This window comes from Duganella sp. Root1480D1 (assembly GCF_001427305.1).
Taxonomy (GTDB): Bacteria; Pseudomonadota; Gammaproteobacteria; order Burkholderiales; family Burkholderiaceae_D; genus Rugamonas.
Window position 1 is genome coordinate 248,606 of the sequence record NZ_LMFZ01000001.1, and the last position, 16,097, is coordinate 264,702.

At 64.1% G+C, this 16,097-nt stretch carries 15 protein-coding genes; 9 read left to right on the top strand and 6 right to left on the bottom strand.

Features of this window, described 5'->3' with window-relative positions; translation table 11 throughout:
* Positions 1-22: 22 nt before the first annotated feature.
* Positions 23-2,896 (bottom strand): pitrilysin family protein, encoded by a 2,874-nt coding sequence (locus ASD58_RS01280; RefSeq protein ID WP_057259256.1) that lies wholly within the window; start codon positions 2,894-2,896, stop codon positions 23-25.
* Between the two features lie 49 nt (positions 2,897-2,945).
* On the opposite strand from ASD58_RS01280, the gene ASD58_RS01285 reads away from it, so the two are divergent.
* The 3 genes from ASD58_RS01285 to ASD58_RS01295 are packed head-to-tail and all read left to right on the top strand — an operon-like array spanning position 2,946 to position 5,339.
* Entirely contained in the window at positions 2,946-3,713 is a 768-nt protein-coding gene (locus ASD58_RS01285; protein ID WP_229209861.1) for an ABC transporter permease, read from the top strand.
* A 4-nt stretch (positions 3,714-3,717) separates the two neighbouring features.
* On the top strand, positions 3,718-4,683 hold the full coding sequence (locus ASD58_RS01290; protein ID WP_057259260.1) for an MlaD family protein: 966 nt from the start codon (positions 3,718-3,720) through the stop codon (positions 4,681-4,683).
* Entirely contained in the window at positions 4,680-5,339 is a 660-nt protein-coding gene (locus ASD58_RS01295; protein WP_057259262.1) for a hypothetical protein, read from the top strand. The genes ASD58_RS01290 and ASD58_RS01295 overlap by 4 nt, the downstream gene beginning before the upstream one ends.
* A 78-nt stretch (positions 5,340-5,417) precedes the next feature.
* On the opposite strand, the gene ASD58_RS01300 is transcribed toward ASD58_RS01295, so the two are convergent.
* Positions 5,418-6,692: a DEAD/DEAH box helicase gene (locus tag ASD58_RS01300; RefSeq protein WP_057259264.1), complete on the bottom strand. Its 1,275-nt coding sequence runs from the start codon at positions 6,690-6,692 to the stop codon at positions 5,418-5,420.
* Between the two features lie 93 nt (positions 6,693-6,785).
* On the opposite strand from ASD58_RS01300, the gene ASD58_RS01305 reads away from it, so the two are divergent.
* Positions 6,786-7,748: a dipeptidase gene (locus ASD58_RS01305; RefSeq protein WP_057259266.1), complete on the top strand. Its 963-nt coding sequence runs from the start codon at positions 6,786-6,788 to the stop codon at positions 7,746-7,748.
* Between the two features lie 15 nt (positions 7,749-7,763).
* Here ASD58_RS01305 and ASD58_RS01310 read toward each other — a convergent pair whose 3' ends face one another.
* From ASD58_RS01310 to ASD58_RS01320, 3 genes are read right to left on the bottom strand one after another with little or no spacing between them, the layout of a single operon-like run.
* Positions 7,764-8,855, bottom strand: a complete 1,092-nt coding sequence (locus tag ASD58_RS01310; protein WP_156401097.1) for a hypothetical protein — start codon at positions 8,853-8,855, stop codon at positions 7,764-7,766.
* Between the two features lie 13 nt (positions 8,856-8,868).
* Positions 8,869-9,258 carry a VOC family protein gene (locus ASD58_RS01315; protein WP_057259270.1) on the bottom strand — a complete coding sequence of 130 codons (390 nt, stop codon included), beginning with the start codon at positions 9,256-9,258 and terminating at the stop codon, positions 8,869-8,871.
* Between the two features lies 1 nt (position 9,259).
* Entirely contained in the window at positions 9,260-9,667 is a 408-nt protein-coding gene (locus ASD58_RS01320) for a hypothetical protein (RefSeq protein ID WP_057259272.1), read from the bottom strand.
* A 61-nt stretch (positions 9,668-9,728) separates the two neighbouring features.
* On the opposite strand from ASD58_RS01320, the gene ASD58_RS01325 reads away from it, so the two are divergent.
* Together ASD58_RS01325 and ASD58_RS01330 are read left to right on the top strand one after the other, a co-directional pair.
* A complete protein-coding gene (locus ASD58_RS01325) occupies positions 9,729-10,115 on the top strand; it encodes a MerR family transcriptional regulator (protein ID WP_057259274.1) in 387 nt (128 codons plus the stop codon).
* A 92-nt stretch (positions 10,116-10,207) separates the two neighbouring features.
* Positions 10,208-10,954 carry a Mut7-C RNAse domain-containing protein gene (locus ASD58_RS01330; RefSeq protein ID WP_057259277.1) on the top strand — a complete coding sequence of 249 codons (747 nt, stop codon included), beginning with the start codon at positions 10,208-10,210 and terminating at the stop codon, positions 10,952-10,954.
* Here ASD58_RS01330 and ASD58_RS01335 read toward each other — a convergent pair.
* Positions 10,951-12,789: a DUF4153 domain-containing protein gene (locus ASD58_RS01335; protein WP_057259279.1), complete on the bottom strand. Its 1,839-nt coding sequence runs from the start codon at positions 12,787-12,789 to the stop codon at positions 10,951-10,953. The genes ASD58_RS01330 and ASD58_RS01335 overlap by 4 nt on opposite strands.
* Positions 12,790-12,878: 89 nt before the next feature.
* Here ASD58_RS01335 and dapC point away from each other — a divergent pair, with 89 nt between their 5' ends.
* Genes dapC through ASD58_RS01350 form a run of 3 tightly spaced genes read left to right on the top strand, consistent with a single transcriptional unit; the run spans position 12,879 to position 16,077 of the window.
* Positions 12,879-14,096 (top strand): succinyldiaminopimelate transaminase, encoded by a 1,218-nt coding sequence (gene dapC / locus ASD58_RS01340; RefSeq protein WP_057259281.1) that lies wholly within the window; start codon positions 12,879-12,881, stop codon positions 14,094-14,096.
* Positions 14,093-14,914, top strand: a complete 822-nt coding sequence (gene dapD, locus ASD58_RS01345) for a 2,3,4,5-tetrahydropyridine-2,6-dicarboxylate N-succinyltransferase (RefSeq protein WP_057259284.1) — start codon at positions 14,093-14,095, stop codon at positions 14,912-14,914. The genes dapC and dapD overlap by 4 nt, the downstream gene beginning before the upstream one ends.
* 23 nt (positions 14,915-14,937) lie before the next feature.
* Positions 14,938-16,077, top strand: a complete 1,140-nt coding sequence (locus ASD58_RS01350; protein WP_057259286.1) for a PilT/PilU family type 4a pilus ATPase — start codon at positions 14,938-14,940, stop codon at positions 16,075-16,077.
* Positions 16,078-16,097 lie beyond the last annotated feature (20 nt).

Here is a 16,097-nt window from a genome sequence, read left to right on the forward strand (position 1 = left end):
TTAAAGCAACTCAAAATCGAACTCAGTCCGCCAGTTTACCAGCATCGGCCTGTCCTTCCGGCTTTGCGTCCGGCCTGGCTTCGGGCTTGCTCTCCGCCGGATGCATCACCACCTGCACATAATTATTGAAGTCGAAATAGCGCTTCGCTGCGGCCTGCACGTCGGCCACGGTCAGGCTGGCGATCATTTCGTTCTGGCGCAGCAGCAGCCTGGGGTCTATCTTGTCGACCAGCGCCAGCTTCAGGTTGACCAGCCACCAACCGTTTTCGCGCAGGGCCTTACGATAGTTGCTGGTCCAGTTTTCCTTGACCTTGGCCAGGTCGGCCTCCTCCGGCCCCTTCTCCTGCAGCTTGCGTATTTCAGCGAAGGTGGCTTCGATCGCCTTGTCCACGTTTTCAGGCGCGGTCGGCAAGCCGATATTGATCGAGTAATTGGCGTAAGGATGGAGCGCCAAGCCGCCCGAAATGTTCGCGGTATAGACCAGGCCACGCTGCTCGCGCAGGGCTTCCGTCGCCTTGATTTGCATGATTTCCACCAGTGCACGCAGGCGCATCTGCTCGACTACGCTGAAATTGGCCTCGCCGGCAAAGGCGATACTGACCTGGCTCTTTTGTTCGCGGCCGCGGCGCACTTCCTTTTTCACGACGCCGCGCACGGCGCGTACATGGCGATCCTTGTAGTCGGTAGCGATCTTCGCTGCCGGCAGGCCGCCAATATAGGTGGCGATCAGCGGCTTGATCTTCGCCAGGTCGAAGCTGCCGACGAGGAAGAACGTCATGCCATAAGCGCTGGACAGGCGCTCCTTCTGCAGCGCCATCACGCGGTCCAGGCGAATGCCGTCCAATTCTTCCGGCCGCGGCGTCAAGCTCACGCGCGGATGGTTGCCGAACATGGTAGTGCGCACGGTATCCGTCAGCACCGCCTCGGGACGGGCCTGGGCGTTGCGCGCCTGCTCCTGCTGCTTGTCGATGAAGACGTCGAACAGCGCCTGGTCGCGGCGCGGCTGCGTCATTTGCAGATAGACCAGTTGCAGCATGGTCTCCACGTCGCCGCTGCTGGAACCGCCGCCATAGCCTTCCGCTACGCCGCCAATCGCAAGCGCCGAGCTGACGCTGCGGCCGGCCAGGATCTTCTGCAATTCCAGCGGCGTGTAACCGCCGACACCCATGCTGGAAAGGATTGCCGTGGCATAGCGCGCATTGACGATGTCGCCCTCTTCCACCAGCGACTGCCCGCCGAAACGGGTAGAAGTCATCAGCACCTGGTCGTTCTTGAAATCGGTCGGCTTCAGAACGACCTTCACACCATTCGACAGCAGCAGCTCGGTGGTCCCCAGCAGCTTGTCGGAGGTCTCCTTGACGATGCGGCCGGCCTTGGGTGGCTGCGCCATCAGGTTTGCTGCCAGCGTCTTCTCCTCATGTGCCGACATGGTGGCCTTTTCAGCCTCCTCCACCGTTGCCAGCATCTGCGTCGCCTGCGGCACCACGGTACCCGACTTGTCGTTGCCCATGAAGATGACGAGCTTCTTCTGCCCGACCGGGATCGCGCTGCGCACCTGGGCGTTGACTTCTTCCAGCGTTATGCCCGGCAGCAGCTCCTTGTAATAGCTGTATTCGTTCTCGATGCCCGGCATCGATTCGCCATCCAGGAAATGGCGGGTGAACTCGCCCACATAGGCGGACGACTCGGTCTTGTCACGCTCGTTGTACAGGTTCTCGATAAAGCGCATCATGTTCTTCTTGGCGCGCTCCAGTTCCGCTGCACTGAAACCCAGCTGGCGCGCACGCTCGCCCTCCGCCACCACGGCGCGAATGGCCGGCAAGGCGCCGGCCTTGCCCACCACGGCGCTCGATACGAACGCCTGGTAGTCATGCACTGCCTTGGCCATACTGCTGAAGCCTTGCAGGAATGGCGGATTTGATTGCTGCGACAATTCGGCAATGCGCTGGCTCAGCATCGCGGCCGACAGCAGTTCCACCATATGGTCGCGATATTCGCCGATCGTCTTCGACTCGCTGCGTTCCGTGAACGGATAGCGGATCGTCACCAGGTTCGAGGGTGCTTCGCGATCGGTCACCACGATGGCTTCCGACTCCTTGCGCTCCGGGATCGTTGGGTAAGTGCGCGGGCGCGGATTGGCCGGATTCACCAGCTTCGAAAAATGGCTGGCGACCAGGCGCTCTGCCTCTTTCGGATCGATGTCGCCCACGACGATCACTGCCATCAGGTCCGGGCGGTACCAATCCTTGTAGAAGCGGCGGATCGCGTCCGGCTTGAAGGACTTCAGGATTTCCGCCTTGCCGATCGGCAGCCGGCGCGCATACAGCGAGCCGTTGAAGATCTTCGGCAGCAGCACCTTGTTCATGCGGTCGGTCGCGCCTTTGCCCAGGCGCAGTTCTTCCAGCACGATGCCGCGTTCACTTTCGATGTCGGCATCGTTGAACGTCACGCCCTGCGCCCAGTCCTCCAGCACCAGCAGACCCTTGTCCAGGTTTTCCTTCCTGTCGACCGGGATCGGCAGCATGTACACGGTTTCGTCGAAGCTGGTGTAGGCATTCAGGTCGGCGCCGAATTTCACGCCCACCGACTGCAGCCACGAAATCAGTTCGTGGCGTTTGAAATGGGTCGAACCGTTGAAGGCCATATGCTCGGTGAAGTGGGCCAGGCCAAGCTGGTCCTCGTCTTCCAGCACCGAACCGGCTTTCACCACCAGGCGCAGTTCCACGCGCTTCTCAGGGCGGCGGTTCTGCTGGATATAGTAAGTGAGGCCGTTGGCCAGCTTGCCGCTCCTGATCTGGGGGTCAAGCGGCAACGGCGTAGCAGGATCGGGGGCGGCGGAAGCCACAAAAGAGCAGCAGACCAGGGTCGCTGCCAGGAGCATTTTTAGTAGTTTCATAACATAGTACGATACACCATAGCTTATCCTTAATGCTAGTATGCCAGCCATGAACACTCACCGCTCTGCAATCGCATGGCTGACCAGTTGGTGGCAGCTACTGCAGTTCGCCGCACTGCTGCTGACGCGCGCCATGGCGCCCTCCAGCTACCGGCGCGATAACCGGCGCATGCTGTCCGAACAGATCGTCTTTGCCACCACCGCCAACCTGGCCTGGTTCTCCGTGCTCTGCGCGCTGATCAGCCTTGTCATCATCCGTATCGTCGTAGTCACCTCGGCGAGCTACGGCTTGTCGCGCTATGCGCTGGAAATGGTGGTGCGGGTGCTGGTACTGGAGCTGGTGCCGCTGACCGCAGCGCTGTTCGTCGCACTGCGCACTACCCTGCCGGCCGGCGTCGAATTCGCCCAGCAAAGGCTGGCCGGACGTGCACCCGACGCGCGTTCGGCCCTGCGCACCCAATTCTATCCACGGGCCGCCGCCGGGGTGTTCGCGGTATGGATGCTGGCAGCCGTCAGTTGCCTGGTGACCCTGGTGCTGACCTACCTGGTGATGTACGGCTTCACCCCGTGGGCGCTGCCGGGCTACACGCGCGTAGTGGGACAGATTTTCAATCCGGCCGTGTGCCTGATCCTGGTGCTGAAAGTGGTGTTTTTCAGCCTGGCGGTGGCGGTTATTCCGCTGGCCTCCTCCTATTACACTGGAGCTTCCAGCCCGCTGCGGCGCATCGGCGTGGCGCACGGGCTGGCGGACATGGTGCGCATGTTTTCCGTGATCCTGCTGGTGGAAGCGGCATCCCTGATGGGTAATTACTATTGACGATATGAGCGAAACGACTCCCCCTGCTTCCGGCCCCGAGGCGGCGCCGATCCATAATGCCGAAGCCAAGGCGGTGGCCCTGCTGGTGCTGCTGGTGGCCCTGGTGCTTGGCGCGGTGATGTACCTGATGTATGCGCGCGGCGCTTTCGAGCCGACGCAAAGGCTGGTGCTGACTGCCGACGATTCCGAAGGTGTAACAGTCGGCATGGACGTGACCTTCGCCGGCTTCCCGATCGGCCGCGTGCAGCGCATCGAGCTGGCGCCGGACGGCAAGGCCCGCATCCTGGTCGACGTACCGAGCAAGGATGCGCACTGGCTGCGCACCACCAGTATCTTCACGCTGGAAAAGAGCCTGGTGGGCGGCGCCAAGCTGCGCGCCTTCACCGGCATCCCGGCCGACCCGGCGCTGCCGCCCGATGCAGAGCGCGCGCTGCTGGTGGGCGACATGGCAGCTGAAATTCCGCGCCTGCTGCAATCGGCCAAGGACCTGTTGAACAACCTGGCGGCACTGACGGCCGAAGAATCCGCGCTCGGCACCAGCTTGCGCAATGTGCAGGGCGTGACAGAGAAATTGAATGGCCCCGGCGGCGCGCTTGGCGTGCTGGCTGGCGAAGACCAGAAGGCCCGCGAGCTGCTGCGCAACGCCAACTCGCTGGTGGTCAAGGCCGACAGCCTGGTGGGCAATGCCGACAAGCGCGTGTTCGGCGAAAAGGGCCTGGCCAACGATACGCAAGCAGCAGTGCAGCAGTTGAATGCCCTGCTGGCCGATGCGCGCAATTCGCTGAAGAAGCTCGATGCGGTGCTGGTGGAAGCACAAGCCGTCGGCGCCAACACGCGCGCCGCCACCGAAGACCTGGGCGCCCTGCGCGCCGAGGTCGACGCCAACTTGCGCAAGGTAGAACAGATGATCAATGAACTGAACCGCAAATGGCCGTTCAAGCGCAGCGAACCGGAGATCAAACTCCCATGAGAACGACGACATTCGCCGCAGCACTGCTTACCGCAGCGCTGACTGCCTGCAGCAGCGGCCCGCGCGTGCCGGACTGGCAATTGAACGCCGCCGGTGCGACCGAACGCGCCACTGCAGCCTACATGGAAGGAAAGTCCGCCGTCGCCGAGCGCGAATTCGGGCTGGCGCGCAGCCAGGTTGGCAGCACCGCCCAGCCGGCGCTGGCGATCAGGATCGAGTTGCTGCGTTGTGCGGTGCAGGTGGCGGCGCTGGTGTTCGAAGAATGCCCCGGCTTCACGCCGCTGCAGCCGGATGCTTCGGCCGCCGACCAGGCTTACGCTCGATATCTCGCAGGCCGCGCCACGCCAGCCGACGCCGCCCTGCTGCCCGAGCCGCAGCGCGCAGTGGCCGGCGCATCCAGCGACATGGCTGCGGCATCGGCGGCCGCCGCCATCAGCGACCCGCTCTCGCGCATGGTTGCCGCGGGAGCCCTGATGCGTGCCAACCGCGCCACGCCGGAACTGGTCACCACGGCCATCAACACCGCCTCGGCCCAAGGCTGGCGGCGAGCGGTGCTGGCCTGGCTGAACGTCCAGCTGCAGCGCGCCGAACAGGCCGGCGACAGCGCCGAAGCCGAGCGCCTGCGCCGCCGCATCAAGCTCGCCAGCACACCCTAACAGCCGAGCCCGTGTCACACCATGGGGTCACACCCTAAGTGTGACACGCTCTCAACAATGAATATGCTCGAGCCCGTGTCACTCTTGGGGTGTGACCCCAAGGTGTGACACGAGCGCGGCTTCACGCAGTTTGTCTTTCTTGCTCTTGCGCTTGCCCTTGATGCCGCCCGTGCCGTCGTTGGCGCCGGGGGGCAGCGGCTTGGCTTCCGCGGTGGATTCGAAGCCGGCCAGGCGTTCGCGCGGGACGCGCACGTTCTGGCGCCTTTCGATCAGGCGGAAGTGCTGCTCGGCGTCCGGCGTGATGAAGCTGACCGCCAGGCCGGAGGCGCCGGCGCGGCCGGTGCGGCCGATGCGATGGGTGTAGTCGGCCGGTGAGCGCGGCAAGTCGTAGTTGACCACCACCGGCAGTTGCGCAATGTCGATGCCGCGTGCTGCCACGTCGGTTGCGACCAGCACTTTCAATTTGCCTTCGCGGAAGTCGCTCAGCACCGAAGTGCGGGCGCCCTGGCTGAAATCGCCGTGGAAGGCTTCCGCTGCCACGCCGCCACGCCGCAGCTTGTCGGCGACGTGCTCGGCGGCGTATTTGGTGGCGACGAATACCAGCACCTGGCGCCAGCCCTCTTCCTTCATCAGGATGCGCAGCAGCGAGGTGCGCTGGCCCTGGTCGACTTCAATTGCGCGCTGGGTGATGTCGGGTGCGTGCGCCGCCTCGTCCTGCGTGGCGACGCGCACCGGCTCGTGCAGCAGCTTGTCGGCGAGGGCCTGCACGGCCGGCGGGAAGGTAGCGGAGAAGAACAGGTTCTGGCGGCGCGCCGGCAGCAGCGCCATGATGCGCGCGATTTCGTCGGCGAAGCCCATGTCCAGCAGCTTGTCCGCTTCATCCAGCACCAGCACCGGGGTGCCATCGAGCTTGAGGGCATTGTGCTCGACCAGGTCGAGCAGGCGGCCAGGGGTGGCGACCATGATGTCGGTGCCACCGCGCAGCGCCATCATTTGCGGATTGATCGATACACCGCCAAAGGCCACCGAAATCTTGACCGGCGTCGGCAGGTGCGATGCCAGCCCACGCAAGGTTTCGCCAACCTGCGCTGCCAGCTCGCGCGTTGGCGCCAGTACCAGCGCATACAGCTTGCGCGCACCTGCTCCCTGGCGGCCCGATTCCAGCAAGGCGTTCAGCAGCGGCAGCGCGAAGGCGGCCGTCTTGCCGGAACCGGTTTGCGCCTGCCCCAGCACGTCGGCGCCGCGCAAGGCGGGTGGAATGGCGGCGGACTGGATGGCGGTGGGCGTGCTGTAGCCGGTCTCGGTGATGGCGTTGAGCAGTGCGGGCGCGAGGCCCAGTCTGGTAAATGTCATGGTGTGCTTCGATTGGATAAGCCGGCAGTATACCTTGCGCCGGGTTTCATGCGACTATACGTTTGCTATCAAACTACCAACAATTACAGAAGCATGATCAATTGGGACGCCCACCTCTGCCTGGCGCAGCACCCGCAGGCGGACTTTTCTCCCCTTGCCCAGCTCCATTCCGCTGGCGTGAACTACGTGTCGATCAACGTGGGCGCCGACATGAATCCGATCGCGCAGGTGATGTCGGTGATCGCCGGCTACCGCGCTACCATCGCGGCCCATCCCGATCGCTACCGCCTGGTCTCAGGCGTGGATGAAGTGATCCAGGCCGCGGCTGACGGGGTGCTGGCCATCGGCTTCGACCTGGAAGGTGCGATGCCATTGATGGAGCAGCCCGAAATGGCCGAAGTATATGCCCGGCTGGGCGTGCGCCAGATGCTGTTCGCCTACAACCGCAACAACAACGTGGCCGATGGCTGCCACGACACCGCGCGCGGCCTGACACGCCTGGGCCACCGGGTGCTGCAAGCCGTGAACGACGCGGGCATCATCGTCGATTGCTCGCACACCGGGCGCCTGTGCAGCCTGGAGATCATGGCCGCGTCCAGCAAGCCGGTGGTGTTCAGCCATGCCAACCCGTTTGCACTGGCAGCGCATGGGCGCAATGTGACCGATGAACAGATCCAGGCTTGTGCTGCGACTGGCGGCGTGGTGTGCGTGTCGGGCCTGTCCTGGTTCCTGGGCTGCGAGCAGCCGACTGCAGCCGACGTGGCGCGTCACGTGGCATATGTGGCGGACCTGGTGGGCGTGGCGCACGCCGGGGTCGGCCTCGATCTCTGTTTCACTGAAAAAGACCTGGACGATACGCCGCCGGGCGGCTTCAACCCGGGTTGGTGGTGGCCGGAGCCGGCCGGCTATCGCGCCGGCCGCATGCCTTCATTCGTGCCGCTCTACGCATGGCGCTCGTTGCCGCTGGAATTGCGCAAGCTGGGCATGGCGCCCAACGAAATCGAACAAGTCCTGGGCCGCAATATGCTGCGCGTGGCGCGCGCCACCTGGCTGTAACGCTGCCTCCCCCGGTCAGGGCCTGGCCGTCTCGCGCTGCAAGGCCGCTACCTGGCGCCGCCCCTCTTCATTCAGGAACGGTTGCATGGCCTTGTAGGAAAGCGTGGCGAAGTTCTGGCACGGGCCATTTCCCTGCTCGAATTCGATGCCGCCTTCTGCCAGGCGTGGACGCCCCCAGGATTTTTCTTGCGCCTTGCACTCTGGGTCGCCGCCGTTATCGTCTCCGGGGCCGATCGCCTTTGCCAGGGCGCGCGAAGGCTTGAACACCTGCTCCATGCCATCGTTGCCGTTTTCTTCATGCCAGGTGCCGCCGCGCGCATTGAACCAGCGCATCAGGTCGACTTTTGTTGCGGTCGACAGGTCCCAGGTTTCGTACCACACGCTGATGCTGGAAATTCCATAGCCCCTTGGCCATTCCATTTCCCTTAAGGTCAGCCAGCGCTCCGACAGCCACGTGACTTCCTCGCCTGAATCGGCCAGCCCTCCCAGGCGCGTGTCGCGCCCACGCGCCATGCGCTCGCGCAGCCGCTGCCGCAAAATCTTGTTCAGGGCTTCGCTGCCAGCCCCAAGCCCAAGCACCATGATGCCAGAGGGTTCGGAACCATTGGGGGCGCCACGCTTTTGAAAGCCTGGCGACAAGGCCTGGTACTTGTGCCGGCCGGAGCCCTGGACCGGGCCTGGCACCAGCTTGATTGCATCAACCACTGGTTTGAAGAACTGCGTGGCTTCGCATAAATTGGAGTCTTCGCCGGCGGTCGCCGCCGTCCGCTTGAGCACAACCGGCAATTGTTTGCCGGACCTTGGATGCTGCCAGGCGCCGCGCAGCGCGTCGTTGCCATCGTTTGCCAGTTGCCAGCTTCCGCCTGGATGCTTGTCGTCGTCGCCTTCCAGCCAGTTGCCGACGGGGGCTTCGCTTTTCCGCAGCGGGATGTCCAGCCCGTACTTCAGGTAGTAATAGCGCGACTCGATGCCTTCCTTGCCGTCAAGGCAAACCCGCACCGCCTGTTGGCCCAGCGTCCCCTCCCACACGCCGCGCCATGCCTCTTGCGCAGAACACGACCCCGCCACTGCCAGCAATGCTGCCGGCACCCACAACCTTCCTTGCATGAGTCCTCATCTTTCACATGCCGACGTCGCCGTAAGGCCCTGCCAGCACGACCACATAGCCTTCCGGATCGCGCAGCCATAACTCCCTGTGCTGCGCGTTGCTGTTTTCCTTCGGCCCTTCCAGCACCGTGGCGCCGGCTGCGGTGGCGCGATCGACCGCGTCGTCGAAATCGTCGGTCCAGAACCACAGCAGCGCGCCGTTGCCGTAAGGGCGCTGTTCGGGATTGCCGATATGGGGATGGTGGTGGGCGTCCCAACGGTGCAGTTGCAGCACCATGCGTCCGTCGTGCAGCAACTGCTCGTATTCGTTGCCGCCATGACCGCTCTTCAGGCCCAGGGTTTTCTGGTACCAGCGGCTGGCTGCTTCGACGTTGCTGACAGCAATTAAAGGTTGCGCTTGCATATCACCCTCCCCTTTTGCTCATCGGAGGAACAGCATACCACTGGGCGACACCCCAGGCGAATTCGGGAACGATGAACAGCCACAATAGCGGTGGCCCGCCCCCAGCCAGTGCCCACGCGAACCAGGTGCTGAACAGCAACCGCGCGGTACCGTCGTAAGTGGCGAATTGCGCTTGCGGGTCGCGCAGCCGCAGCCAGGACCACACCAGCACCACGCTTCCCATCAGGCAGGCGAACAGGATGTGCATGGTGCCGAACGCGGGCAGCGGCGTGCCGCCAAGCGCTTGATTAAGAGCGGACAAGTGGCCATGTGCGATGGCGAAGGTCCACGGGGTGGCGAAAGGTGCTGTCAGCAGCAGGTCGTAGGCGGCGCTGGCGCGCACCAGTTTCTGGATATTTGAAGTTTTCATGCTGCGCAGCTTAAACCTTGGAGTACACTCCATGGTCAAGCACTTTTTTTGGAGGAGCAGCATGCAGATCGGCGAACTGGCCGAGGCGACGGGCCTCAGCCGCGACACCTTGCGCTATTACGAAAAACGCGGCTTGCTGACGGCGCGCCGCAGCGGCAACGGCTATCGCGATTATCCGGAGGAGGCGGCGGACTGGCTGCGCTACATCCGCCTGGCGCAGGCATTGGGCTTCACGCTGCAGGAGATCGAGGCCGACCTGCCGCTGCTGGCGGCGCCGGTTCGCGACAGCGCAACCACGGCGGCAGCGCTGCGCGCGGCCCTGCAAGCCAAGCTGGCCGAGATCGACCGCCGCATCGACGGCCTGCAGGTGTTGCGCGGCGAGCTGGCGCACCGCCTCAGCGCACAGATGGAGGAATGCCCGCTGCGCGCCACTGCGGCAGCGGCCTAGCCCTTGCAGGCCTTGGATTCCTGGCCTGCTGCTTCTTCGGTGGCTGGCGCGTCCGGAATTCGACAGCCGGCGCGAACTATTTATACTGACGCATGGTCAGCGCCACCTTCCGTTTCTACGAAGAACTAAACGACTTCCTGCCGTGCGAGCGTCGCAAGGTTGAGTTCACCGTGCCGTGCGCACGCGCCGCCACCACCAAGCACATGATCGAGGCGCTCGGCGTGCCGCACACCGAGGTGGAACTGATCCTGGTCAATGGCGAATCCTCCGGTTTCGAGCGCATGCTGTGCGATGGCGACCGGGTGGCGGTCTATCCCAAATTCGAAGCGTTCGACGTGCGGCCGCTGTTGCGGGTGCGCACAGAACCGTTGCGCGTGGTGCGCTTTGTGGCGGACGCCCACCTGGGCGGGCTGGCGCGGCTGCTGCGCATGGCGGGATTCGATACCCTGTACGACAACCGGATCGACGACCCGACCGTGGCTTCGCTGTCGGAGGACGAGGGCCGCGTTGCCCTCACCCGCGACCGCGAGCTGTTGAAGCGGCGCGGGATTACGCATGGCTGCTATGTACGGGCCTTGAAGCCTGCGGAGCAGTTTGCGGAAATCTTCCAGCGCCTGGAACTGGCGGCCAGCGCGCGGCCGTTCACGCTTTGCCTGGCTTGCAATGCACCGCTGCGCCAGGTGGCTAAGGCTGAAGTGGCGGAGCAATTGCCCCCTTCGGTACGCGCTTCGCAGGAGGAATTCCTGACTTGCGACGTGTGCCGCGGGGTGTTCTGGCGCGGCTCGCACTGGCGCCGCATGAAGGCCTTGCTGGAGAGCCAGGGCGTGGCTGCAGGCTAACGCGGAGCGCTGGCCTCCAGCCTGCACTCGGGCTGCGCGGGTTCGGCCGGGGTCAGCACGATGCGCTGGCCGCCAACCTCGATGTCGCGCAGGCGCGAGGCAGCCAGGGCGAACTCGCCTGCACGCAAGCGCTCCTGCAAGCCCATGCATCCGGCAAGTTCCATGGGCGGCTTGCCGATAATCCGCCACTTCCCTTCCCGCTCCGATAACAGCGCCGCGCCATCGGCACGGATCTCGCCAAGCAGCAGCACGTCCGCCTTGCCGTCGCCATCGCCGTCCATCACGATGGCATCGCACCGGCTGCCGGTGCCGCGCAAGCAACCCGGCGGCACCAATGGCTCCCAGGTCGCCCACCAATCCTGCTCCAGGAAACCTGGCGGCAATTGCGCCCCTGCCGGCCACACGCGCAAGCTGGCCGCAACGGGGGCGTGAGCCAGTGCGGGGCTCGCCATCCGGTCCTCATAACGCTCGTTCAAGACGCCGGCGGCGCGGCTACGAACGGCTTCGGCTTGCGGGCCGCTCCCCCGCGCAGCCAGCGCCTGCAAGGCTTCCATGCCATAGCGTGCACCACGGAAGCGCAGGAACCGGTAGTCGAATTGTGCGGCGGGAGTGGCGCCACGCGCCAGGCGCGCCACCTGGTCGGACACCGAAATCCGTGCCGGGTCGGCAACCGGAGTAAAGAGCGCCAGCGATACCGCCAGTGAAAGGAAGGCGGCTGCGATATTCACCTGGCGCAGCCCGTCCAGCCAAGGCCCGCCGCGGCGCCCAGCCGACAGCACATACCCGCCGGCATAGAACAGGGCCAGCACCAGGCAGGCCGCCGCGATGACGCGGTCCGGCGTCCAGCCGTAATCGGCCACCCGCAGGCCGAGCGCATAAACGCCCAGCAGCGCCAGCGGCGGCAGCAGGAAGCACGCCACACGTGCCGCAAAGCGCACGACGCGCGCCAGCCCGGCCGCTGCGTCGCCCGCCTGGAAGGCGGCATTGACCAGCACCACCAGCACCGCGCAACTGGCCAGCAGCACGGCAGTGGCGTGGCGCGTCTGCCACAGCACCTCCAGGCCGGTGAACGGCAAGGATGCCAGGAAGCCGCCGACCAGCAGCACAGCAATCGGCAAGATCCACGCCTTCAGCACCAGCAGCAGGCTGCGGATGCCGCGCACGATGGCGGGCCGCACGTCGGTCGTGTGCATGGCGCTCGAAAACGCCACGCATACCAGCGGCACCGAGAACCAGGAATTCATCAGCAGGGTTTCGAGGAAGTTAAGCTTCAGCAGGCCAAACAGCGCGGCGCCCATCCACATCACCAGCCAGACGCCAATCACGAACAGGCCGGAAAACAGGAGCTGGATGGCCAGCTTCCAGGCGCTTTCAAAGCAGGTAGCGTAGTGCGCAACCCAGCGCCGGTCATGTGCGCCAGCCATCACCAGGCTGTGGGCGATGAAGAAAAAGCCTATGCAGAACGGGATCACCAGCAAGGAGGGGCGCAGCAACGGGGCGTGGTCGAAGGCATTGCGCCACGCGTCATGCATGCCGACCGCCGCCAGCACGGCAGCGGCGGCGCCGAGCCACAGGGCCAGGGCCCGCCGTTCCAGGTGGCCCAGGCTGGAAATCAGCAATGCCGGCAGCACGATCGCCGCCAGCACCAGCGGCAGGTACAGCATTGGATGGCTGGCCGGCCAGCCGCCCGACTGCTGGGCGCGATATAAGAAATACAACAACCCGCCTTGCAGCAGGCCGGCGATCAGGCGCAACTGCCCCACGCGCCGGGTCACCGCAGCGTCGCGCACGGGTGCCTGTGAGGACAGCACAGGGTCGGGTGTTGTGGCCTCCATGTATTGATCATAGCCTCTTGCCAATTTTGCAGCAACGCCACTGTTGCGCAGTACGGCTATAATCAATGGTTCAACCAGCCGTATGCGCCATGAATCCACATCTCGACAAGCTGCAGTCCTACCCGTTTGAAAAACTGCGCCAGCTCTTCGCCGGCAGCACGCCGAACCCCGCTTTCAAGCCTATCAGCCTGGGCATGGGCGAGCCGAAGCACCCTACCCCGGCCTTCATCCGCCAGGCCCTGATCGATAACCTGGACGGCCTGGCGAACTACCCGGTGACCGCCGGCAGCGAAGCGCTGCGCAATGCCATCGCTTCCTGGCTGGAGCGCCGCTACGGCTTGCCGACGCTGGACCGCGCCACCCAAGTGCTGCCGGTGAACGGATCGCGCGAGGCGCTGTTCTCGTTCGCGCAGACCGTGATAGCGCCCGATACCGGCGCATTGGTGATGTGCCCGAACCCGTTTTACCAGATTTATGAAGGCGCGGCTTTCCTCGCCGGCGCCGAGCCGTACTTCGTCAATTCCGACCCGGCCCGCAATTTCTCGCCGGACTACGACAGCGTGCCGGAAGAAGTCTGGCAGCGCGTGCGCCTGCTGTATCTCTGCTCGCCCGGCAACCCGACCGGCGCGGTGCTGACGCTGACCGACTGGGAACACCTGTTCGCGCTGTCGGAACGCTACAATTTCATCATCGCCGCCGACGAGTGCTATTCGGAGATTTACCATAGCGACGAGCCGCCGCTGGGCGCCATGCAGGCGGCCAATATCCTTGGCCTGGCCAGAGAAGGCGAGCCATACGCCCGCCTGGTGGTGTTTTCCAGCCTGTCCAAGCGCTCCAATGTGCCGGGCATGCGCTCCGGCTTCGTGGCCGGCGACGCGCAAGTCCTGAAGAAATTCCTGCTGTACCGCACCTACCACGGCAGCGCCATGGGCCCGCATGTGCAGGCCGCCTCTGTCGCCGCCTGGGCCGACGAAACCCATGTCGAGGAAAACCGCGCGCACTACCGCGCCAAATTCGCCGCCATCACACCCCTTATCCAGGAGGTGCTGGACGTGCAAATGCCGGACGCCGGCTTCTATTTGTGGGCCGACGTGACCTGCACCGGCCTGTCCGACACTGAATTCGCCCGCCGCCTGCACGCCGAGTACAATGTCACCGTGCTGCCGGGTAGTTACCTGGCGCGCGACGCCCATGGCAGCAACCCGGGCCGCAACCGCATCCGCATGGCGCTGGTTGCCGAAACCGGGGAAGGCCTGGAAGCGGCGCGTCGTATCGTCCAATTCTGCCAACAACTGAAGAAATCATGAGCATCCAGCCAATCATTGAAGCCGCGTGGGACAACCGCGCCGAGATCAACCCGTCCAACGCCACCGCCGAGGTGCGCGACGCCGTCAACCACGTGCTGGCCGGCCTGGATAGCGGCTCGCTGCGCGTAGCCCAGAAAGAAAACGGCGCCTGGATCGTCAACCAGTGGATCAAGAAAGCCGTGCTGCTGTCGTTCCGCCTGGAGAACAACGTGGTCATGCCGTCCGACGGCACCATGCAGTTCTACGACAAGGTTCCTACCAAGTTCGCCAACTACTCGGCCGAAGATTTCGCCAAGGGCGGCTTCCGCGTGGTGCCGCCAGCCGTGGCGCGCCGCGGTTCATTCATCGGCAAGAACGTGGTGCTGATGCCTTCCTACGTCAACATCGGCGCCTACGTTGACGAAGGCGCGATGGTCGACACCTGGGCCACCGTGGGTTCCTGCGCGCAGATCGGCAAGAACGTGCACCTGTCCGGCGGCGTGGGCATCGGCGGCGTGCTGGAGCCAATGCAGGCCAATCCGACCATCATCGAAGACAACTGCTTCATCGGCGCCCGTTCCGAGATCGTGGAAGGCGTGATCGTCGAAGAAAACTCGGTGATTTCGATGGGCGTGTACATCGGCCAGTCGACCAAGATTTACGACCGCACCACTGGCGAGGTATTCTACGGCCGTGTACCGGCCGGCTCCGTCGTGGTTTCGGGCTCGCTGCCGTCGGCTGACGGCAAGTACAGCCTGTACTGCGCCGTGATCGTCAAGCGCGTCGACGCACAAACCCGCGCCAAAACAGGCATTAACGAATTGCTGCGCGGCGTATAAACAAAGAAGGAGATACCCAAAAAATGGCTATGGACCGCCTGTTCCAGCTAATGAAGGAAAAAAACGCCTCGGACATGTTTTTCGCCGTAGGCTCGCCGGTGCATCTGAAGATCAACGGTCTTCTGATCCCGATCAACCAGCAAAAGCTCGAGCCCGAGAACCTGCAAGCCCTGCTGGCTGAGGTCTGTTCGCCCGAGCAACTGGAAGAGCTGGACACGTCCAATGAGCTGAACATGGGTATCTCCGTGCCCAACCTGGGCCGCTTCCGCCTGTCGGCGTTCCGCCAGCGCGGCAGCATTTCCGCCGTCTTCCGTTTCGTTCCCGCAGCCATCCCGCCGCTGGGCGAACTGGGCCTGCCGCCGGTCCTGGCCGACCTGATCATGGAAAAACGCGGCCTGGTGCTGCTGGTCGGCGCCACCGGTTCCGGCAAATCGACCACCATCGCGTCCATGCTGGACCACCGCAACGAACTGCGCTCGGGCCACATCCTGACGCTGGAAGACCCGATCGAATACCTGTTCCGCAACAAGAAATCGATCGTCAACCAGCGCGAAATCGGCAGCGATGCCAAGGACTTCTACACCGCGCTGCGCAATTCGATGCGCCAGGCGCCGGACTGCATCCTGATCGGTGAGATCCGCGACCGCGAAACCATGGCATCGGCAATGGCATACGCGCAGTCGGGCCACCTGGTGCTGGCCACGCTGCACGCGAATAACTCGTACAACGCACTGAACCGTATCATTTCCTTCTACCCGATCGAGAACCGCCCTGCACTGCTGCAGGATTTGTCCTCGACCGTGAAGGCGATCGTGTCGCAGCGCCTGATCCGCTCGGCTGGCGGCGGTACCCGTACCCCGGCGGTCGAGATCATGGTCAACACCCGCTACATCTCCGACCTGATCGAAAAAGGCGAGATCGGCCAGATCAAGGAAGCACTGGAGAAATCCCTGTCGCCAGGCTCGCAATCGTTCGAGCAGGCGCTGTACAAGCTGGTCATGGAAGGCGCCATCACCAAGGACGAAGCGCTGGCCAACGCCGATTCCGCCACCAACTTGCTGTGGCTGCTGAACCACGGCATGGAAGCGCCGCCGCCAGTCGAGGAAGAAGAACTGCAATCGCCTTCCGACGCCTCCTTCACCGAGTTCACCCTGAACTCCTGACCTCATCCGCACCATGCGGC